The sequence below is a fragment of the Paenibacillus woosongensis genome, assembly GCF_009725165.1.
Taxonomy (GTDB): domain Bacteria; phylum Bacillota; class Bacilli; order Paenibacillales; family Paenibacillaceae; genus Fontibacillus; species Fontibacillus woosongensis.
Genome location: NZ_WNZW01000002.1, coordinates 934,209 through 955,370 on the forward strand (window position 1 = coordinate 934,209; position 21,162 = coordinate 955,370).

15 protein-coding genes are annotated in these 21,162 nt (G+C 50.0%); 2 read left to right on the forward strand and 13 right to left on the reverse strand.

Annotated features, from left to right (window positions below):
- Positions 1 to 36 precede the first annotated feature (36 nt).
- The 13 genes from GNP95_RS10555 to GNP95_RS10615 form a co-directional block, all read right to left on the reverse strand.
- A complete protein-coding gene (locus tag GNP95_RS10555; RefSeq protein WP_155610755.1) occupies positions 37 to 1,641 on the reverse strand; it encodes a response regulator in 1,605 nt (534 codons plus the stop codon).
- Between the two features lie 16 nt (positions 1,642 to 1,657).
- Positions 1,658 to 3,508 carry a cache domain-containing sensor histidine kinase gene (locus GNP95_RS10560; protein ID WP_155610756.1) on the reverse strand — a complete coding sequence of 617 codons (1,851 nt, stop codon included), beginning with the start codon at positions 3,506 to 3,508 and terminating at the stop codon, positions 1,658 to 1,660.
- Between the two features lie 43 nt (positions 3,509 to 3,551).
- Entirely contained in the window at positions 3,552 to 6,023 is a 2,472-nt protein-coding gene (locus tag GNP95_RS10565; protein WP_155610757.1) for a family 43 glycosylhydrolase, read from the reverse strand.
- Between the two features lie 114 nt (positions 6,024 to 6,137).
- Positions 6,138 to 7,184: a GntR family transcriptional regulator gene (locus GNP95_RS10570; RefSeq protein ID WP_155610758.1), complete on the reverse strand. Its 1,047-nt coding sequence runs from the start codon at positions 7,182 to 7,184 to the stop codon at positions 6,138 to 6,140.
- Between the two features lie 85 nt (positions 7,185 to 7,269).
- On the reverse strand, positions 7,270 to 9,423 hold the full coding sequence (locus GNP95_RS10575) for a HelD family protein (protein WP_155610759.1): 2,154 nt from the start codon (positions 9,421 to 9,423) through the stop codon (positions 7,270 to 7,272).
- Between the two features lie 145 nt (positions 9,424 to 9,568).
- Entirely contained in the window at positions 9,569 to 10,321 is a 753-nt protein-coding gene (locus GNP95_RS10580; protein ID WP_055105145.1) for a tRNA threonylcarbamoyladenosine dehydratase, read from the reverse strand.
- A gap of 81 nt (positions 10,322 to 10,402) precedes the next feature.
- Complete coding sequence (gene aspS, locus GNP95_RS10585) at positions 10,403 to 12,184, reverse strand: aspartate--tRNA ligase (protein ID WP_155610760.1); 1,782 nt, start codon at positions 12,182 to 12,184, stop codon at positions 10,403 to 10,405.
- A 264-nt stretch (positions 12,185 to 12,448) separates the two neighbouring features.
- Positions 12,449 to 13,693: a histidine--tRNA ligase gene (gene hisS, locus GNP95_RS10590; RefSeq protein WP_155610761.1), complete on the reverse strand. Its 1,245-nt coding sequence runs from the start codon at positions 13,691 to 13,693 to the stop codon at positions 12,449 to 12,451.
- Between the two features lie 633 nt (positions 13,694 to 14,326).
- A complete protein-coding gene (locus tag GNP95_RS10595; RefSeq protein ID WP_155610762.1) occupies positions 14,327 to 14,788 on the reverse strand; it encodes a hypothetical protein in 462 nt (153 codons plus the stop codon).
- A gap of 56 nt (positions 14,789 to 14,844) precedes the next feature.
- Positions 14,845 to 15,354 (reverse strand): type 1 glutamine amidotransferase domain-containing protein, encoded by a 510-nt coding sequence (locus tag GNP95_RS10600; protein ID WP_155610763.1) that lies wholly within the window; start codon positions 15,352 to 15,354, stop codon positions 14,845 to 14,847.
- Positions 15,355 to 15,446: 92 nt separating this feature from the next.
- Positions 15,447 to 15,614 (reverse strand): hypothetical protein, encoded by a 168-nt coding sequence (locus GNP95_RS10605; protein WP_155610764.1) that lies wholly within the window; start codon positions 15,612 to 15,614, stop codon positions 15,447 to 15,449.
- Positions 15,615 to 15,725: 111 nt separating this feature from the next.
- Positions 15,726 to 16,190, reverse strand: coding sequence for a D-aminoacyl-tRNA deacylase (gene dtd, locus GNP95_RS10610; RefSeq protein ID WP_155610765.1), 465 nt, complete (start codon positions 16,188 to 16,190; stop codon positions 15,726 to 15,728).
- Positions 16,191 to 16,228: 38 nt separating this feature from the next.
- A complete protein-coding gene (locus GNP95_RS10615; RefSeq protein WP_155610766.1) occupies positions 16,229 to 18,403 on the reverse strand; it encodes a RelA/SpoT family protein in 2,175 nt (724 codons plus the stop codon).
- A gap of 854 nt (positions 18,404 to 19,257) precedes the next feature.
- Between GNP95_RS10615 and GNP95_RS10620 the strand changes: the two genes are divergently transcribed.
- Both GNP95_RS10620 and uraA read left to right on the forward strand, forming a co-directional pair.
- Positions 19,258 to 19,608 carry a DUF4870 domain-containing protein gene (locus GNP95_RS10620; protein WP_155610767.1) on the forward strand — a complete coding sequence of 117 codons (351 nt, stop codon included), beginning with the start codon at positions 19,258 to 19,260 and terminating at the stop codon, positions 19,606 to 19,608.
- A 211-nt stretch (positions 19,609 to 19,819) separates the two neighbouring features.
- Complete coding sequence (gene uraA, locus GNP95_RS10625; RefSeq protein WP_155610768.1) at positions 19,820 to 21,106, forward strand: uracil permease; 1,287 nt, start codon at positions 19,820 to 19,822, stop codon at positions 21,104 to 21,106.
- Positions 21,107 to 21,162: the final 56 nt, after the last annotated feature.

The following is a 21,162-nucleotide window of genomic DNA, read 5'->3' on the forward strand; positions in this document are numbered from 1 at the left end:
TATCCGAGTAAAATTTACAGATTCGTCAAAGCCTGCTTACATGGACTTAACCCCATCCCTATATTCGCTTGGTGTTACACCTGTCATTTTTTTAAACAGTTTGGAGAAATACTTCGAGTCAGATATGCCGATCAATATGCCGACCTCACTGCTCTTAAGATCTGTATTGCGGAGCAGGGCCTTGGCACGCTCAAGACGAACTTTGGTAATATAATCAATGACCCCTTCGCCCATTTCCCGCTTAAACAAATTGGAGAAGTAATTTTTACTAAGATGAACATGCTGGCTTAGCACCTGGAGCGACAGATCTTGATCATAGTTCTGCTCGATGTACTGAATGGCCTTCGCAATGCTTCCTTGATCACTTGAATAGACGGCCCGCATCTTCTGGATCAGTTCTTCATAGATTTGCACGAACCACGCTATAATCTCCTCCAGCGTCTCAAGCTGTTTAATCTGGTCAAATAATTCCTTCTTCCGTTCATACAGCCATTCATGATCATGGGATAATTCCAAATACATATTGGTCAAATTCAGTAGCAGTTCAATGGATATTAGATGCACGGCTTCATAGTCGAGCCTTGCCTTCACATGATCGAAGGTATCCACAAGATACTGCTGCATCGCTTCACGATCCAAGGAATATAAATAATCATTCAGCTTCTTGTTCATCACCGGAACCGGCTTTGCCGCAATGTCAGTTTCATATACGAATTCTTGGCCAATCACGATGCCGCATCCGATAAACAGCTTCAGCCGATAGCGATGCTCTGCCTCTAAATAAGCATTCCGGAGCTCAAGCAAGGTATAGAATGGATTGCTTACTCCAAGGGTTGCCGATAATCCTAATTCGTCAAAGATTCGCGAGATGACCCGTTGCGCCAATTCCTCTGCCGCATCAGCAGAAATACCTTTGCACAGTACAGTCCACAGCCCCGTGCTTCCAGAGATAATTTCGTTATCCTCCGAACCGTTGGAGCATATTTCCCTAGTTGCTTCAATCCCCCTGGTATGGAGCATAATGATCTCATCTTCTGAGTGATGGCTTCTCAGCTTCTCCAAATTATCGATCCCGATATACAGTAAAATTTGAGGAGTCTTGCAGGAAATCAAGCCTGCCGCTTGCAGTTTCTCCTCGGTGACGTGGGCCTCCGAAATCGTGCCGTGTGCCAGACCCATTAGCAATGCTTCTTTGGTAACGCGATCTTTATTCGATTCTTCGTGCGCCTGCTTATTCGGGGAATGACCAGCAGTCGATTGAGCCTCGTCCAGAACGGTCTTCAGATTCATCATCACCTGCTCCAAATCCTTGGGCATAATATCGGACTTGATCAAATAATCCGTTATCCCGAGACGTATGGCCTTCTGGGCATACCCAAAATCGTCAAGGCAAGTCAGCAAAATCAGCTTGACCTGCCGATCCAATGCCCTGACCTGACTGACAAACTCGATTCCATCCATCACAGGCATCTTGATATCGGATATGACGACATCCGGCGCCAGCTCTTCGAAGGCCATCAGCCCTTCCGTGCCGTTGCTTGCTTCACCAACTACATCAAACCCCATACTCTCCCAGTCTATCATTGCTTTAATTCCATACCGGACGAAATGCTCATCATCCACGATCAGTACTTTGTACATATTGTCGTCCCCCTGATTACTCTAGTATTGGCAGCGTAATAACCACAACGGTACCCTTACCAGGCTTGCTGTTTATAGCAAGACCGTACTCGTCCCCGCAAATCAGCTTGATTCGCTCCGCTACATTCGCAAGACCAACCCCTAGGAAAAAAGCTCCTTTCGGCAAATCATCGGGTGCCAGACCGCCGAAATGAACCTCATCCTCAAAGCCGAGGCCATTGTCTATAATTTCGAATAATAGATGCTTCCCCTCCTGCCTGCAGCGAATCGTAATTACAGCCCCCTGCGGCTGATCCGCAAATCCATGCAGCACCGCATTTTCCACAATCGGCTGCAGAATAACTTTAGGCGTTCGATACAACTTCACTTCGTCTTCAATTTCATAATTCACTTCAATCGGAGTAGTGGTGCGCAAATTTTGAATTCCCATATAACACTCGACATGCTCGAGTTCCTCTTGAACAAGAACCGTATCGCTTCCTTTTCCGATACTGATATGCAGCAAGCGGGATAATAACCGGGCCATTTCCGCCGTATTATTTGCTTTCTGAAATAGCGCCGTCCACTTGATCGCGTCCAATGTATTATAGAGAAAATGCGGGTTGATTTGCGCCTCCAGGGCTTTTACCTCGGCAATTCTTTTATTATTCTGCTCCACATACACCGCTTCCACCAATTCTTCAATTCTCCCCACCATATCATTAAAATGATATTGTAGACTGCCGATTTCATCGCTTCTGCCCTCGTTGATGTGAATCCGTGTCGCTAAATTGCCGAGATGAACCTGCTTCATCGCCTTCACCATCGCTTTTAAGGGCTTAGAGACAGACGATGCCATGGCATAGGCCATAATGATCGAGAACAATACGCACAATATCATGATCATAGCGATTACTTTTATCACTTGATTCGAATCCTTGTATAAGCTGGACCGTTCTATAATATGTACAACCTTCCAATCGTTGCTCTTTAGCTGCTGGTAGTTCACCATAACCTCTTTCCCTTTATACCTGGCCACGAAGCTGCCTTCCTTCACCCCGTCCTTAATAGCTGCCCCCGTGTCATTTTGAAAATAGAGGTCCATCGGCGTCATCAGCATGGATTTGTCCGCATGCGATAAGATGATTCCATTCTGATCGATTACGAAGCTTTCTGTAGAAAGCTCACTATCTGTATTTTTACTTAAAATATCGCTAAGCATCTCTTCCCGGATATCGAGCACAACCACCATGCCCATCTGCCGGCCATCATGAATGTTGAATACCTGTTTGGCCAGTGAGAAGACCAGCTCCTCATGATTGTCCGCCGTATCCGAATACTGTCCTAGTCTCGTGGGAAACCAAACATAAGCATTCCGCTCAGCCATCGTCCGCTCATAGAATTCAGCCTGATGAGCTTCAAGATCCTCCCAGCGAAAAATCCCCTTAATATACTGGGCATCCGTAATAAACGAAATCGATTTGAACTCTGGAGAAACCGCCGTGAAGTAGGCCAGCTTGGTAGTCAGCGTGAGATGTTCCACAATGCTCTCATCACGCTGCTGCAGCTTATCCAGCAAAGACATAACTTCCGTGTTCGTGATGACCTGCATCAGCATATCCTTGTACCCGGAGAAGCGGATATCGATATTTTCGCCTGTCTGTCGGATCAGCTGCTTCGAGGACTCTGCCACTTTCTTGTCAATGGCATCTTTAGAAATAGAATAAGAAACCAGCCCCAATATAAACAAAGGGATTAATGTCATCGCCATGAGCAGCAAAATCCATTTGTATTTAATGCTTGTTCGCAAATGCCGCCAGCCCTTGCCTAATCTCATCGTCATCATCTCCACCTGCATAGATACGAACAAAGAAAGACCCAGCCGCATGGCAGGATCCTTCTTCCACTATTTCTGAACTATAGAACTATAATTAAGGATAGACCGCGAAGTTATCAAACGACGTACTCTGATGAGCCGTTCTTAACCCCGCCTTTCCATGGGTAAATGCCGTTTCCGAGTTATCGTTATAATCGATTTTCGGAACGTTCATATCACCTACGTACACCTTAATATTCGTTCCCTGTACAACTACCTTCATTTTATGCCATGTACCTGTGGACAGAGCCAGATTTACTCCCGTTAAAGGGCTCCAGTTATAGTTTTGTTTGCCGAGATACACCCCGTCCGTCTTGATGTAAGCATAATATCCCTGTAGGAAATCGGCATTGCCTTGTCCAAGCTCCAGCCCATTTGCCGGATTGGTTCCACGGATAATAATTCCCGAGTCTCCTCCGCCATCGTTCATGCGAATATCCGCTTCCACGGTGTAATCCGCCCAATGATCATCGCCAATCGTAGTTTTGGCAAATGTGCCGCCTGCGGAATGATACAGCCCATCGCTTACAGACCAGCTTCCTTCCCATTGCTTCCAGTCGCCGCTCTTGCCGCCATCAAAGCTATCGCTAAAATGAGGTACGCTTGCATGATGCTGGAATTCCAGACTGGAGAAGTCGGCCTCGCCCGTCACAAATTCAACCCGTAATTCTCTTAAGCCTTGCGTGAGAGGTATGCCCTTCACCGTGATCGAGCGCCATTCATCCCAGCCGCCAGTATTAGGGATTTGCACAATGCCGGTCAAATCCGTCGTTCCGTCCCACAATCTGATTTGTACGCCGTCCATGGTGGTTGCCATTCGAAACGTAACGTCATAAGCTCCCGTTGAAGCCACATTTACCTTATACTTTAACCATTCCCCGGACTGGTTCCAGCCTACGTTATAGCCGCCTTCCGGATTAACGCGGATATCTACCGCATCCTTTCTATATTCGCCGCCCAGATTATTTGCGGTTGTATCATGATAAGCGATTCCTTCGCCACCGCTCATATAATGTACCGCTTCCACTTTGCCAGGGACGGGCTTATACGCATCCCAAGCGTTACTGCCGTCCACTTTGTTGCTGAATGCGACATAAGCAAAGTCAGCATGCGTATCTTCGGTTAAATAGCCGATCTGACCACCGCCAAGATTGGCATTCTGTACAATCTTCAGCATCTGATCCACGTAGATTCGGAATTCGTTCCCTGATTTCTCGACCCGAATGCTATGCCACTTGCTATAATCAAACCCGGAAGGCAGTGAAGCATAGCCCCATTCTTGAGGCACACCGTTTACTACAAAATTGACTTCCAGGCGGTTATGCAATTCGCTCAGCATCGCCACGCCGTAATTATCTTCATTTACATATGAAAATGTAGCGCCGTAACGCGGGGAGGCGCTTGTGCCTCGATTCATTTGCTTCATATGGAACTCTGCCGTATAATTCGCATCTGTCGCCGCGTTCGTAATTTGTTTATGCGCCGCCGTAGAGCCCAGGCTATCCTGCCACATTAACTCCTGGTTATAGATGCCCCAATGCCCGCCGTTGACATTGTACCAGTTCGAGCCGATAGCCGTTCTGTTAAAACGGTCATGAAAATCCGGCATATCCGGGTCGGGCTGCGGCGTTGCCGTAGGCCCCAGGACGAGCATTTTGTCCCCGTTCCATACGACACGATCCATATTAATACTTCGAATCGGCCAGCCTTCAGGCGTGTAGCCCTTCCAATTATGGTAGAACATATAGAGCGAATCCAGATCCGGGCCGGTAACTAACCCATTATGGCCTAATCCAATCGTTGGCCCCTCGGTCGAGAGGACGACGGGATTCTGCTTGCTGGCAGGCACAAACCCGGTTAAAGGATTACTGCTCACCGCATAATCGATCCGGTAAGCCGGACTATGAACATGGTTTCCGGTGTAAGTCATATAGTATTTTCCGTTCCGCTTAATGACAGTAGCCCCTTCTGTCCAGCCTCCGCTGATCGAAGCGCCAGTTTGATGTCCGGCTCCAAAAGTATAAGGATCACTCATAGGATGAGCGACCATCTGGCCGTGTTCAGCGCGGTAGAAATACCACTGTCCATCGTCATCAATAAACACATGACCGTCAATACTCAATCCTTTATTGGGGGTCTGAACGGTGAAAGGCCCTGTAGGGCTTTCGCTGCGCAGTACGTAATGACCGTTTCCGCCTGGAGAGGTATACATATAGAAGTAGCCATTCCAATAAATAACCTCCGGCGCGTAAGCCCCTTTCGTAACCGGGTCCGTTGCCACAAGTCCGGCATAAGTCCAGTTCACTAAGTCCGGCGAGCTCCAGGCTTTAATACCTGTCTCAGAATCCTTGGTGCTGACGTACAAATAATAATCGCCTTTGAATTTCAAAATATAAGGATCACCGGAACCATATGTTTCCCATTCATTGCTGAGTGTCTGAGGATTCTGGTAGGCCTGCGCCAACGAAGCCGGCAAAATTAGGCATCCAACCATTAGAACAAGCAAAATCTTTAAATATCTTCTCATAGCGTCCTTCCTCCCACAGGCGAATGTAATCGCTTTCTATTTTATCGTCATCTTATCATCACTCCTTGAAGTTTTTTATATCTTATAGAGTATATAATTTGAATGACTGCTCTTTTAATGAAATAGAATAACAGGTATGGCTATCCTTCTGGGGAGGTATGTCCCGTGAATCTGCTCCAGCAGGAGCTCCACAGTAACTTTGCACATTTCCTCGACATTTTGCTTGATGTAGTTCACTTCTGCTAAATCGGACTGGTCAAAACTAATCAGTTCCGGGCGTTGCTCATTGGGCAGATTCATATGTTTTAGCGCCCGAAGCGTCATGTGGGTGAGTTCTGCATTTCCAGTGAAAATCGCCGTTATTTCAGGGTGGTTTCTTAGAAATTCCTGAATCTTGGAGCTTCCTTTTCCCGAAGCCATATCAGCTATGCTCACCACACACCACAAATTTTTGTTGATCGGCAGGTTTCGTTCAAGGAACGCCTTCTCAAATCCTAGCGCCCGGTCCGCCGTTACCGAATTGGTCACTTCCATCGTTACAAAAGCGATTTGCTGATGCCCTCGGCTAATGAGATGCTTAACCGCCTGATAGGAGCCATCCACATTATCTGCGCTTACGCTGTAAGTCTCGATTTCTTTCAGATAACGATCGATCAGGACGAGCGGGAACCGGTTCAATGACAATCTTAAAATATCATTGTTATACATCTCCTGCTCAATCGGAAATATGATGAGTCCCTTTACCCTTAATTGGAGTAGATCCTCGATGGCCTTGCTCTCTTCCAGCGATGATTCCTGAGTAATTTTGATCAGGAGATGATAGCCATTTTTTCGGACGTATTGCTCGATAGCATTGATGATCCGCTGGTCTACCTTTGTCTTCATGCTGGGGAGAATGAGCCCGATTAATCCCTTATGACCGCTCATCGACGGGATATCCTTGGGGATATGATTGACAAATGTCCCTTTTCCCCGGTGTCTGACCAGGATTCCTTCTTCAGCCAAACCATTCAAAGCATTTTTAGTTGTAATCTTGCTTACATGATACTGCTCGGCAAGCTCTGTCTCCGACGGGACACGATCCCCTGGCCTCAGCTGCCCCGTTCGTATGAGATACCGGATGTCCTCTTGAATCAACTTGTATAGCGGTAATGACTTCATAGGCAAGTCACTCCCTCCTGTTCCATGCTGCTTAAGACAGCTCTTCCTATGCATAAATCTATACTCATTTTCACGCGATCTGAATTTACAGAAGAGGACGAGCCATATTCATGACCATCTCTGAATTCTCCGTAATCACATAATCAGGCAACTCCTCTCCATGCAGCAGCCAGAGCTCGTGCAGAGCCCTTGTACAGCCGACATAGAGCAGTTTGGCATCCTCCGGCGAGTAATGCTCCCGGTCGACATCCGTAACGATGACAGCGTCAAATTCAAGCCCTTTGGACAAATAAGCTGGCAGGACGGATATGCCGCCGGCATACTGATCGGTGCTGCCATCGATCAAATGGGCTTCAATTCCCTCCTGAACGAGCCGTTCATGGAGCTCCGAGGCATCCTGCAGCGTCCTCGTCAGCAGCGCCGTCGTCCGGTAGCTTCCCTTGAGCACGGCCTTCAGTGTCTCGCTGATGGCCCCGCTCCGTTGCGTTCCCGCCGCAGGCAATAGCTTGACCGGCTCCCCGCTGCGAAATACGGGAACGGCCAGCAGCTCTGTGCCGACTCCCCTAGCCAATATCTCGTTTCCGAAAGATATGATTTCCATCGTCGAGCGGTAGCTGCGCGTCAAGGCAAAATAAGCCGTATCCTCCGAATGGAACAGCTCCTGCATTTCCCGCCAATCGCGCACCCCTTTATAATAGTGAATACCCTGCGACAAGTCTCCCAGTATCGTGAAAGAATGCCCTTTGACAAAACGGTCCAATACAGCGATTTGGAAGGGAGAGAAATCTTGAGCTTCGTCGATAACAACATGGTCGAAAGTCATCCGGCCCTCGATCTCGTGAATGCACGTATATAAATAGAGCAGTGGCGCGAGGTCCTCCTCTTTAACGATGCCCTGCTTCAGGTTGCCGCGCGTCTCCTGCCAAATGGCCGGGGGAATGTCAGCAGACATGTCGGGAAGGCCTATGCTCCCCTTTTTTTTGAGTTGAAAAAGCTCCTCGTACAGCGAAAGCGGCGTAAGCTCGGGCCACTTCTTGGCATAGGATTTCTCGCGCTGCTGCGCTTTTTTCTTCCATTCCTTGAGCTGTGCCGCAGACGGGGCTTTCTTCAGCTCCATTTCGATCCAGCGGTGAAGCCGGGCAAGAACCCGTTCTTTGCGTCTTGCCGCAGGATAATGCTTGTATTCTCCCTCAAACCAAGCCATGATCTCGGAATAGGGAAGCTTCGTTCCCTCCCAAGGCTCGAAATCGATCTGCGGAACGCATAAGGCTTCCAGGTTAGCGAGAAAAGCATCGATGACCGCCTTGAAGCGCATCGAGCCTTTGAACCGACCCGGCAGCTCGTTCTCCGGCACTAGGTCCGACCGTTCTGCATCGAACCAGCGATGAAGATCTGTTTGGCCTGCAGTCAGTGGATGCTCCAGCTCAAGTATTCCCGCTGCCCAGTCCGGGAACGTGCTTTGCTGGATATCGCCTACGCCGAGCTCTGGCAGCACCTCGGAAATATAGTCGATGAACATATGGTTCGGCGCAAAAATGATCATGCGTTCAGCGGTTATTTGCTTCTTATATTGGTACAGCAAAAAGGCCAAGCGATGCAGCGCTACCGTCGTTTTCCCGCTGCCTGCTACGCCTTGAATGATGAGTGCCGTGTTTTTTGCCGCCCGGATGATTTGATCCTGCTCCGCCTGGATCGTCGATACGATATCGCGCAGCCGATTGTCTTTATTTTCGCCGAGACGATAGACGAGAAATTCATCCGACACCGCGGGACCCTCGTCCTCCCGATTGAACGTATCGACGACGCGCTCCAGAATCTGCTGACGGATTACGATGTTTCTTTTTAAATAGACAAGTCCCTCGATAATGCCCTCCGGCGCTTCATAGGACGCTGAAACCCCGCCTGTAAATGAGTAGAACAAACTCGCTACCGGCGCTCTCCAATCAATGACCATCGGCTGCTGGCCGGAGGGGTCGCTGACGCCGACTTTGCCAATATATAGAGAGGCAGGCTTCCGGCCCTGTTCCTCAAAATCTAGCCGGCCGAAGTAGGGCTCCCGCACTGATTTCTCCAGCTGCTGGCGCTGTTCCTCCCTGCCCGCCTCCAGCACCTGCTCCGTAAAATCATGACCTGTGTACACAGGTATGGCTCGCAAAGCTGACAATTGGCGGTCGATCTCCTGCAAGGTACGGTCCAGCCGCTCCTTCTCTTCTTGATAGGCACTTTGAAAATCAGTCATTTCAGTTACCTCCTAAGGTTTAGTGTTCCAATTGTCCCGGCGAGTGTATTTAATATATCCAAAGTCAAAAGGAGTTACATTATACCACCATGGAAAACAAAAAGCGACTGCCTTCACTTAAAAAGGCAAAATCGCTTTGTCGTTATTATATCTTGATTCCGTTGATTTCAAGCAACTCCCGGACGGCTACGCTGACCATAATAAGGCCGACGACGGGCGGAACAAACGAGTTGCTGGCCGGAGGCTGCTTCGCCTTGCGGATTTTCGCGCCCTCTGGGGCAATTTTCTTGGTTACATCCTCACGAGGTTTAACCGGGTCCTCCGTAGAGAATACAACCTTAACCCCTTTCTTGATGCCGTCTTTGCGGAGCTTCGTGCGAATGACGCGAGCCATCGGATCGACCGAGGTCTTCGAAATGTCCGCTACCTGGAAGCGGGTCGGGTCCATTTTATTCGCGGCGCCCATGCTGGACAGCATCGGAATTTTTCGCTTCAGACACTCTTTGATGAGATGGATTTTGTACATAATCGTATCCGAGGCATCCAATACGTAATCGATGTCGTATTGGAACAGCTGCTCGTAGGTTTCTTCCGTATAAAACATATTTAGCGCAATCGTCTCGCATTCCGGGTTGATTAGCTTGACCCGCTCGCACATCAAATCCGCTTTTTTCTGCCCGATTGTCGTAGTGAGGGCATGGATTTGACGGTTGATATTCGTTATATCGACAACATCTTTATCAATCAGAATGATGCGTCCGACTCCCGTACGGGCTAGCGCCTCTACGGCAATCGAGCCGACTCCGCCGATGCCAAGCACCGCTACCGTACTGTTTTTCAAGGCTTCAAGACCCTCGGCCCCGATTGCCAGCTCTGTCCGTGAAAACTGATGCAGCATACTTCCCGCAATCCTCCTTTATGAAGCAGAAACGGGCTGCGGCTTCCTGTCAGGAGGCAGTACCCGTTTCTAGCGAATGAATTATTGTTTTTTATCTTCAGCCGGCTTCACGGCCAATTTAATATGAAGCTGCTCTAATTGCGGTGCGTCCACTTCAGACGGGGCATTCATGAGCAGATCTGTCGCGCTCGCCGTCTTCGGAAACGCGATCGTTTCACGCAGGTTATTGCGGCCGGCCAGCAGCATGACAAGACGGTCAAAACCGAAGGCTACGCCGCCATGCGGTGGAGTACCATAGTCAAAGGCATCGAGCAGGAAGCCGAATTTCTCCTGGGCTTCTTCAGGGGACAAGCCGATGGCCTTGAACATTTTCTCCTGAACCTCCCGCTTGTAGATCCGCATCGAACCGCCGCCGACTTCGTAGCCGTTCAGTACGAGGTCATAGGCTTGGGCCAGAATTTTGCCCGGATCGGTATCGAACAGGGCGATATCCTCGTCACGAGGGCGCGTGAACGGATGGTGCTCGGCGACATAACGCTTCTGCTCTTCATCCCAGCCAAGCAGCGGGAAGTCGACAACCCAAGCGAATTTGTACACGTTGTCGTCGATCAGGCCAAGCTGGCGGCCAATTTTAAGGCGCAGATTGCCAAGTACGTCGGCAACTACCTTCTTGGTATCGGCGGAGAAGAGCAGTAGATCGCCTTCCTCTGCACCTGTACGCTCTTTCAGCGCCTCGATTTCCTGCTCGGAGAAGAATTTAACGATGGGTCCGCGGAATTCGCCTTCCTTCACTTGAATCCAGGCAAGACCTTTCGCGCCGTAGCGGGCTGCATACGTTCCAAGATCGTCAATTTCCTTGCGGCTCCATGTACCGCAGCCTTTGGCGTTAAGTACTTTAACCTCGCCGCCCTTCTCGATGACGGAGGAGAACACTTTGACCCCGCAGGTCGATACGATATCGTTCACCTCGATCAATTCCAGGCCAAAGCGCAGGTCTGGCTTGTCAGAGCCATACTTGCCCATCGCGTCAGCATAACTCAAACGCTGGAACGGCGTAGGAATGTCGATTCCTTTGGTTTCTTTGAACAGACGTACCACGAGTCTCTCCATCATATCGAGCAGTTCGTCGCGGGACAGGAAGGAGGTCTCGATGTCCACCTGGGTGAATTCCGGCTGCCGGTCGGCGCGCAGGTCCTCGTCGCGGAAGCAGCGGGCGATTTGGTAGTAGCGCTCCACACCGCTGACCATCAACAGCTGCTTGTACAGCTGCGGCGATTGCGGCAGGGCAAAAAATTCGCCGGCATGTACACGGCTCGGTACGAGATAATCACGAGCGCCTTCTGGAGAGCTCTTCGTCAGGATCGGCGTTTCTACCTCGATAAAGCCCTCCCCGTCTAGGAAGTCGCGGAATACCTTCGCCGCTTTGGAACGAAGCATCAATGTCTGCTGCATTTCCGGGCGGCGCAAATCCAGGTAGCGGTATTTCAGGCGGATCGACTCGTCCACTTCGATGCCGTCTTCAATGAAGAACGGAGGCGTTTTAGCCGCGTTCAATACTTCGATTTCGGAAATTTGCACCTCAATTTCGCCAGTCGGCAGGTTCGGATTGACCGTTTCTGGATCCCGCTTGACTACTTTCCCTTTCACGGCAAGGACGTATTCGCTGCGTACTTTATCGGCGATTTCCAGCGCTTCGCCGGAATAGTCCGGGTTGAATACGACCTGCACGATGCCGCTGCGGTCGCGGAGGTCGATGAACAGAACGCCCCCAAGGTCGCGGCGGGTCTGCACCCAGCCGTTCAAAACTACTGTTTCTCCAATATGAGCGGCGCTAAGCGATCCGCAATGATGAGTACGATTCATGGATATGTGGCTCCTTTATAAATAATATTGGGGTCGGGCATGGTATGGTTCTATCAGCCGCTTGCCGCCCTGACGGGCCCGCTTTACGCCTTCGCTCCTGCGATTAGAGCGATAAGCTGCCACGGGGGCGTTGTTTGGTGTTACTACGTGCCTGGTGGCGCTGTCCCCTTCGGGGATTCGCTCACTATTGTGCAGGGCAAGGACTCATGCGGGTTGCGCTCTCTCCTGCGGAGATACGCTTGCTATGATGAGGACGACGGCTGCCTACTTCAGCTCGTTCGCAAGTTCAGCGAGCTTGACGGTGCGCTGCTCGCCGGTCTCCATCGACTTAAGAGCAATTTTGCCGCGCTCCAGTTCGTCGTCACCGAGAATGGCGGTGTAGCGGGCTTTCATCCGGTCGGCGGATTTCATCTGCGCCTTCATTTTGCGGCCCAGGTAATCACGCTCCGCCGAGAAGCCGGCTTGACGCAGCTTGAACAGCTGTGTCGAAATTTCCTTGTCGGCGGCTTCGCCTAGAGCGACCAGATAAACATCGAGCGGCTTCTCCGCAGAGAAGTTGACACCTTGCTTCTCGAGAATGAGCGCGATCCGCTCCAGACCGATCCCGAAGCCGATACCCGGCTGGTCGGGACCGCCGATTTCGGAGACAAGGCCGTTATAACGCCCTCCTCCCCCAATGGTATCGATCGCTCCGATGCCTTGGGCTTTATATTCAAACGCGGTATGCGTGTAATAGTCCAGTCCGCGAACCAGACGGTGGTTGATCGTATACTCTATGCCCATCGCCGTCAGCAGCTCTTGCACTTTGGCGAAATGCGTGGTGCATTCCTCATCCAGGCTGTCCAGAATCGAAGGGGCATCGGCAAATTTCTCCTGATCCACCTTGCAATCGAGCACGCGCATCGGATTGCGCTCGATCCGGGATTGACAATCCTTGCACAGATTGTCCTTCATCGGCATGAGGAAACCGAGCAATTTGTCGCGATAAGCCGCCCGGCTCGACGGATTGCCAACCGAGTTCAGCTCTACCTTGACCTCCTGAAGGCCAAGCTCACGGCAGTACTGATATCCAAGCGCCACAACCTCGGCGTCAATCGCCGGGTCGACAGCGCCGAATACTTCCACCCCGAATTGGTGGAACTGCCGCTGGCGTCCCGCCTGCGGACGCTCATAACGGAACATCGGACCGATGTAATACAGCTTCGTTACGTCCGGCTCTCCATACAGCTTGTTCTCTACATAAGAGCGGACGACTCCCGCCGTTCCTTCAGGCCGAAGCGTCATGCTGCGGTCGCCCTTGTCAATGAACGTGTACATTTCCTTCTCGACAATATCCGTCGTTTCTCCGACACCGCGTTCGAACAATGACGTTTGTTCGAAGATCGGCGTGCGAATTTCCTTGTAATTAAAGCGACGGCATAAATCTCTGGCTCTCTCTTCAATGAATTGCCACTTCTCGACAACGCCAGGCAGTATGTCCTGCGTGCCTGTCGGCTTTTGAAAAGCCATGTCTATCCCTCCATCCAACGATCTTACTGATGCTGTGAAAATAAAAAAACTCCCGTCCTGTTCATGAATCCAAACAGGGACGAGAGATACTTTACCGAATCACCCGTGGTGCCACCCACATTCCGACTGCCTTGACTATAGCCCGGTAACAGGAGTAACCCGTCCCTTCTTGCGCTATGCCTATGGCCTTCGCTTTATGCGGTTAACGCCCGCCTGCGCCGCTCGGCTACTCTGTTACATTTCGCCGCCGGTTCTCAGGGAAGTCTTTCGTTCAATCATCACCGGAATCCTTCCAGCCAGCCATGGGCGGAAACAAGGCTCCAAGCATCGGCTTGAAACAGCATGCATCCCTCACGCCGGGATTCCTCTCTGTGGATGTGGGGTTGAATTACTTTCTCCCGTCATCGAATAAATGTATTAAAGAATTTTGCGTATATTTTTAAATTTTAAGTAACCCTAGGCACAAAGTCAAGCTTTAATCAAGAAAAAGACCTGCTACCAACGGGGTGCAGGTCCAAAAGTATATATTTTAAAAGGGGGTCATGCTGTTATTATAAACAGGCTATGTTAAAAGAACATGAAAGTAATATTACAGTTATATTACATAAACGAAAGCGATTTATTTCAGCGTTATCATTCATCAAGCTGAGCCACAAATGCACCCTGGGAGCGCAATTTATGAACGACAGCGTCGTAATCCTGATCCCGGACTTTAAGGCTCAGCACATATTGCAGGCTGTCGTAATCCTCATCGCCGAAATCATTCAGATCCATCACCGGATCCGCTTCATCATTTTCTTTTCGCGCCATCGCTTCCTCATCATCACGGCCGCTATCAGCGATAGTGCTGTTTGGCATGATGACCGGCACGAAACCTTGCCCGCCGGCAGCCCCCGGATAGCCTACGGCACCGTAAGTTCCTCCTGCTGCACTGTTGCTTACCGGAACGTAGGGAACAAGGATGTCCGCGTCCCTTCCAATCGACTGCTCCAGGCGACCGACCTCAACCTGCTCCGTCTCGAACGATAACAAGCTCGTCCTGGCTCCCTCCGCCTGATCCTCACTTTTAAAATAAGCTTGAATATGTTTGGCCATATCAATCTCTCCTTCGTCACATGAAGTCACTGAACCGGATAAGACTGGTTTACCGCTTACTTCAGCGCCTGCAGTATTTCGCGTACAAAGGCCGGCTCATCTTCAGGCGTACGTGAAGTAATATAATTGCCGTCGACCACGACTTCCTGATCTTTAAACTCGGCTCCCGCATTGATCATATCGTCCTTGAGCGGCGGATAGCACGTTATTGTCCGGCCTTTCAGCAGATTCGCACTGATAAGGATTTGCGGTCCGTGGCAAATCGCAGCAATCGGTTTTTTGGCCTCATTGGCCTCTTTGACAAATTGCAGTATCCCTTCGTTCAAGCGAAGATTTTCCGGAGACGACCCGCCGGGGATGACTACGGCGTCATAATCCGCCACTTTGACGTCAGCAATAGCTTTCTCTGCCTGATATTCGGCTTTGCCTTGCTTTCCCTTCAGTGTCTCCCCTGCTTTGAGGCCAATAATGTCCGCTTCGTGGCCCGCCTTCTTCACCTCGTCGTATGGAACCTGCATCTCCGAATCTTCAAAGCCGTTAGCCAGCAAAAAGGCTACTTTGCTCATGGCTGTCCTCTCCTTCCAAAAAATTTCTCTCTCGGGAAGTTATTACCCGCAACGCGATTTTTTATAACAAAGCAAAATAGAGCCGATTGGCTCTAGCTGCCCGGCCGAGGGATTAACGCCCTTCCCGGTTTGAACTCCAAATGTATCCACTCGTGCTCCTCGGTGCTGGCTGCCCGGGACAGTATGGAGGCTTCGCTCCGGTCCCCTGCAGGAATCAGCGGAGGCTGGCGCCATTGTGCAGCTTTCAGAGACTGTCGCATGAAGTAAACTCCTTTTATAGCGGTTGTGCTTTTTATTTTTGGGTAACAAAAAAATACGATCTCTGCTTTCAGATTGCCCTGAAAGGAGAAATCGTATTCCAAATCTGCGCGCTACGGCGTTTCCGTCTTGGGCGGCTGCTGGCTCTCAAGCATTAATGTTACAGGGCCCCAGTTCGTCAACTGAACGTCCATGTCAGCCCCGAACTCCCCCGTCTCGACCACCAGCCCTTTATCCCGAAGCAAAGCGTTGAACCGCGCATACAGCGGCTCCGCCGTTTCCGGCCTGGCCGCGGCAATGAAGCTCGGGCGTTTGCCTTTGCGGCAATCCCCGTATAGCGTAAACTGGGAGACCGACAAAATGGCTCCGCCAATATCGGTTACGCTCCGATTCATCTTGCCCTCGTCATCTTCAAAAATCCGCAGTCCGGCGATTTTGTCCGCCAGGTACGCCGCCTCCTTCTCCGTGTCCTCATGCGTAATGCCGACCAGCAGCATAAGGCCTTGGCCGATCGAACCAATCACGGTACCGTCTACCGTAACCTTCGCTTCCTTGCAGCGCTGCACAACAACTCTCATCGATTCATGTCTCCTTTAATTCCGTCCCAACTCCGAGATTACTGCATAATGCGGTGCACGGTGTATACATCCTGAACCCGTTTGATCTTCTCCACAACAGAATGGAGATGGTCGGTATTGCGAATCAGGATCGTCATATGAATTAACGCCATCTTATTCTTGTCCGCACGTCCGGAGACCGCGGAAATATTCGTCTTGCTCTCCGAGACCGCTTGAAGCACCTCATTTAAGAAGTTGCGGCGGTCATGTCCGGTAATTTCGATGTCAACGCTGTAATTCGCTTCCACCGCGCTTTCCCATTCCACTTCGATGACGCGCGCCGCCTCTTCCCCATCGCTTGCCGTCGGAATATTCGGACAGTCGCTGCGGTGAACGGAGACGCCGCGCCCCCGGGTAATGTAGCCGATAATATCGTCCCCCGGCACCGGGTTGCAGCATCTGGCAAAGCGCACGAGCAAATTGTCAATGCCTTTGACAACGACGCCGTTCGTTGGACGGGATCTCCGTTCCTCCGGCGCCTTTACTTCCTTGACCTCGGATGTCAGCTCGATCTGCTCGGCCTCTTCTTGCTCTTTGCGCAGCTTCTCTGTTAACTTCGTCACGATCTGGGATGCGGTAATGCCGCCGAATCCGATGGCCGACAGCATATCCTCCACATCGTTGAAGGCGTATTTCTTCGCTGCTTCCAGCAGCTTATCCTCTGTCATCCACTGCGCCGCATCAAGACCCGCGCGCTTCAGCTCTCGCTCGATCGCGTCGCGTCCCTTGTCCACATTCTCTTCCCGCTTCTCTTTCTTGAACCACTGCTTGATTTTACTGCGGGCATGGGAGGACTGAGCGATTTTGAGCCAATCCTGGCTTGGTCCGTAGGAATGCTTTGAGGTCAGAATTTCGACGATATCGCCGGTTTTAAGCTTGTGATCCAGCGGCACGATCCGTCCGTTTACCTTCGCGCCGATCGTCCGGTTGCCTACTTCGGTATGGATACGGTAGGCAAAATCAAGCGGCACCGAGCCGGATGGCAGCTCGATGACTTCGCCCGAAGGGGTAAAGACAAAGACAAGATCGGAAAAGAAGTCCATCTTCAGCGATTCGACGAACTCCGAAGCGTCTTTGGCTTCATGCTGCAGCTCCAGAATCTCGCGGAAGAATGTCATTTTGTTCTCCGGCGTGCCAGCCTCTGTCCCTTCCTTATAAGCCCAGTGGGCGGCAATCCCGAATTCTGCGGTCCGGTGCATTTCTTTGGTGCGGATTTGCACCTCTGTAGGCTCCCCTGTCGGTCCAACAACGGTCGTATGCAGGGATTGGTACATATTTGCCTTAGGCATAGCGATATAATCCTTGAACCGCCCCGGCATCGGCTTCCAAAGGGTATGGATGATCCCTAGGGTTGCATAACAATCCTTAATGTTGTTCACGATGATCCGAATGGCGAGCAGGTCGTAGATTTCATTGAACTGCTTGTTCTTCGTCGTCATCTTCTTATATACGCTGTATATATGCTTCGGCCGGCCGGACAACTCGGCCTCAACGCCCATTTCATCCAGCTTCTCCTGGATTCGGGCGATGACATTTTTGATGAATTCCTCCCGCTCCGCCCGCTTCTTGTGCATCAGATTGGCAATCCGGTAATATTGCTGCGGATTCAAATAGCGCAGGGAGATATCCTCCATCTCCCACTTGATCGCCGAAATCCCCAACCGATGGGCGATGGGACAAAAAATCTCCAGCGTCTCATAAGCAATGCGGCGCTGGCTCTCCTCGGACTGGAACTTCAAGGTCCGCATGTTATGGAGACGATCCGCAAGCTTAATAACGATGACCCGGATGTCCTGAGCCATGGCAATAAACATTTTTCGATAGTTTTCGTTCTGCTGTTCTTCCTTGGATTGAAATTTGATGCGCTCCAGCTTCGTTAGCCCATCTACAAGCATGGCGCAATCGCTGCCGAAGTGATCATGGATTTCCTGCAAGGAAACGGTCGTATCTTCAACGACATCATGAAGCAGGGCTGCAATAATAGAAAGAGCATCCATTTGCATGCCCACGACAATTTCTGCAACCGCCAGCGGATGCAGAATATAAGGTTCACCGGATTTCCTCAGCTGGCCATGATGGGCTTGTTCCGCGAAGTCATATGCTTCCCGAATGCGCTTGAGATCCGGTTCTTTAATGTAGATAGACGCCTTTTCGAGTAATCGCTCTATGCCCATTGAATCCGATTCGTTTCCTTTCTATATAAAATAAGACTGTATAGCAACGTATAAAAGGGCACTTTTCGCCCGATTTTGATTTCCTATAATTATGACTGCTGCGTCCTCTTACGTCAACCATTGGCCTGGATGAACATGCATAAACATCGTTATTTACACTATATAAGATGAACTAAAGAATGGAGTGCTTCTGTTCCTTATGAACCAATATCGTACTAGCCCCGCATTTATTTTTATATTCGCGGCTTATATAAATGGATTATTAGCATTTAGTTTCCTTGGCAAGGAAGGGAAGTTAGATTTAAGTGTATTTCATGTATTTAGATGTAGGGAAATGGCGACTAGGGGCTGGATTCTTGAAATTAGGTGCAGACAATCCATCTAATCCCCTGATACCTTCGTTTTGGGCATATTTAGATACATGAATTCCATTTAATGCATCGGCTTAGCTTATTTCATGGCATCTTAGTGTTCAGCACCGCTTATTGCATGGCAATTAGTGCACGACCTAGCTTAAAATGCATGGCAATCTTAGTGCACGACTCAGCTTAGTTTACGCAATTTAGATAAAGATGAGCTAAAAACGAATGCAGGCGAGGAAAACCGATTCCGAAGAGACGGAAAGCAATGCTACAGAAAGCTGCTTCGGAAGTATAGGCTTATAATCACACTTGTGACCAGATTTCCACCTCTTACAAACCTATATCGTACTTACCCACATTTTTTCATTTCATGATTCAGCTTATATACAAAATAAAAAAATTGTAGATTATACAGGAATTTGTTTCCGAGGCATCGAATATCTTACTTTTAGCTGCATACATATTAATATTTTCAAGGAGGTTTTGCTGTTAATGAACGAGCCCCACATCGACGCTTCATCCACTAATCTCGATCCCAAGGTTGCCGGTCTTCTATGCTATGCGCTAAGCTTCATTACGGGAATCATCTTTCTAGTCTTGGAGAAAAAGAGCAGCTTCGTCAAATTCCACGCCATGCAATCAGTCCTCGTATTCGGCTTGCTGACCGTTGCCAACATCTTTTTTTCCTGGATCCCGTTCATCGGCTGGATCGGAACCCTCATCGTCGGCCTGCTTTCTTTTGTGCTATGGATCGTGCTGATGCTGATGGCGCTGCAGGGAAGATGGTTCAAACTGCCTTTTATCGGCGATTTCGCTGAGCAGCAGGCGAACAATTTCAAGTAGGCTGGCCGCTTAAATGCGAATCCTTCGAATAATCGATATAATCCGCGATTATCCGCGCCTTTGGCAAGACTCAAAGCTCGCTGCTTGGCGAACTTTGGGTCTTTTTCATTAATTTATTTGAAAATTATAATATTTTCTGTTGAAAATTGCGGACATAGTCATTATCCTAGTAAGGATAACTAAATATGAACGTTTAGAGGAGTGACCCTGTTTGCAACGTGAAATTCAAGTTAATGAGAAAGTTCCCTTCGGGCCTGGTGTTCTGCTGAGTATGCAACACCTTTTTGCCATGTTCGGCAGCACAGTGCTTGTACCGAATATTTTCGGCGTCGACCCGGCAATGATCCTGCTCATGAACGGGATCGGTACGCTGCTGTATATCTTGATCTGTAAAGCAAAAATCCCCGCTTATCTCGGATCAAGCTTTGCCTTTATCTCCCCGGTACTCGTAGTTCTGGCTGCTCATCCGGGTACAGGCTATTCTTACGCCCTTGGCGCTTTTATCGTGACAGGCTTAATTTTCATCGCGGTCTCGCTGCTCATTCGGCTAGCTGGTACCGGCTGGATCGATATTGTATTTCCTCCGGCTGCCATGGGGGCGATCGTCGCGCTCATCGGTCTTGAACTGATCCCGGTTGCCGCCGGAATGGCTGGTCTGATTAATTCAGACCCGACCAAGGCCTGGACGCCGAATCCGACAGAAATTATGCTGTCCCTCGTTACACTCGGGGTCACCATGCTGGGAGCCGTCATGTTCCGCGGATTCCCTAAAATCATTCACATCCTCATCGGTATCGTCGTTGGATACGGTCTGGCTTATTTCTTGGGTGCAGTAGACAAGGAGGCCATTGCAGCTGCACCTTGGTTCTCCATGCCGACCGTAACGACGCCAAAATGGAGTGCGTCCGCTATCATTACGATCATTCCGGTAGCACTGGTCGTTATCGTGGAGCATATCGGACACTTGCTGGTAACAAGCAACATCGTGGGCAAAGACTTGTCCAAAGATCCGGGCTTGCACCGCTCCCTGCTCGGTAATGGTATCTCTACCGTATTGTCCGGTTTCGTAGGTTCAACACCGAATACAACCTATGGAGAAAATATCGGCGTCATGGCGCTGACGAGAGTCTACTCGATCTTCGTGATCGGCGGTGCGGCCATCTTCGCGATCCTGCTCTCGTTCTCCGGTAAATTTTCCGCTATCATCGCGTATATTCCAACACCGGTTATGGGCGGAATATCACTTCTGCTGTTCGGGGTCATTGCCGCTTCCGGTCTGCGGATTTTCGTAGAGCAGAAAGTCGATTTCTCCCGGCCGACGAACATGCTGTTAGCCACCATTGTCCTCGTCATCGGTCTGAGCGGAGCAACGCTGAAAATGGGCGATGTCGAACTGAAGGGAATGGCCTTAGCTACCATCGTAGGCATTGTGATGAGTCTGTTTTTCAAGCTTATCGAAGTGCTCGGCCTATCCAATGATAAGGAAGAAGCGCGTTAATACAAGAACAATGCAGAATTGGTACTAAGAAAGGCCGAGCAGGGAGGCGATCCCTG

Bases quoted from the DNA above. Each gene is read 5' to 3' on its own strand.
- GNP95_RS10620 (WP_155610767.1), top strand. From the start codon at position 19,258: ATGAACGAGCCCCACATCGACGCTTCATCCACTAATCTCGATCCCAAG.
- hisS (WP_155610761.1), bottom strand. From the start codon at position 13,693: ATGGCTTTTCAAAAGCCGACAGGCACGCAGGACATACTGCCTGGCGTT.
- GNP95_RS10600 (WP_155610763.1), bottom strand. From the start codon at position 15,354: ATGAGCAAAGTAGCCTTTTTGCTGGCTAACGGCTTTGAAGATTCGGAG.
- GNP95_RS10565 (WP_155610757.1), bottom strand. From the start codon at position 6,023: ATGAGAAGATATTTAAAGATTTTGCTTGTTCTAATGGTTGGATGCCTA.
- GNP95_RS10595 (WP_155610762.1), bottom strand. From the start codon at position 14,788: ATGGCCAAACATATTCAAGCTTATTTTAAAAGTGAGGATCAGGCGGAG.
- GNP95_RS10555 (WP_155610755.1), bottom strand. From the start codon at position 1,641: ATGTACAAAGTACTGATCGTGGATGATGAGCATTTCGTCCGGTATGGA.
- GNP95_RS10580 (WP_055105145.1), bottom strand. From the start codon at position 10,321: ATGCTGCATCAGTTTTCACGGACAGAGCTGGCAATCGGGGCCGAGGGT.
- aspS (WP_155610760.1), bottom strand. From the start codon at position 12,184: ATGAATCGTACTCATCATTGCGGATCGCTTAGCGCCGCTCATATTGGA.
- dtd (WP_155610765.1), bottom strand. From the start codon at position 16,190: ATGAGAGTTGTTGTGCAGCGCTGCAAGGAAGCGAAGGTTACGGTAGAC.
- GNP95_RS10615 (WP_155610766.1), bottom strand. From the start codon at position 18,403: ATGGGCATAGAGCGATTACTCGAAAAGGCGTCTATCTACATTAAAGAA.
- GNP95_RS10570 (WP_155610758.1), bottom strand. From the start codon at position 7,184: ATGAAGTCATTACCGCTATACAAGTTGATTCAAGAGGACATCCGGTAT.
- GNP95_RS10575 (WP_155610759.1), bottom strand. From the start codon at position 9,423: ATGACTGATTTTCAAAGTGCCTATCAAGAAGAGAAGGAGCGGCTGGAC.
- GNP95_RS10605 (WP_155610764.1), bottom strand. From the start codon at position 15,614: ATGCGACAGTCTCTGAAAGCTGCACAATGGCGCCAGCCTCCGCTGATT.
- GNP95_RS10560 (WP_155610756.1), bottom strand. From the start codon at position 3,508: ATGCGGCTGGGTCTTTCTTTGTTCGTATCTATGCAGGTGGAGATGATG.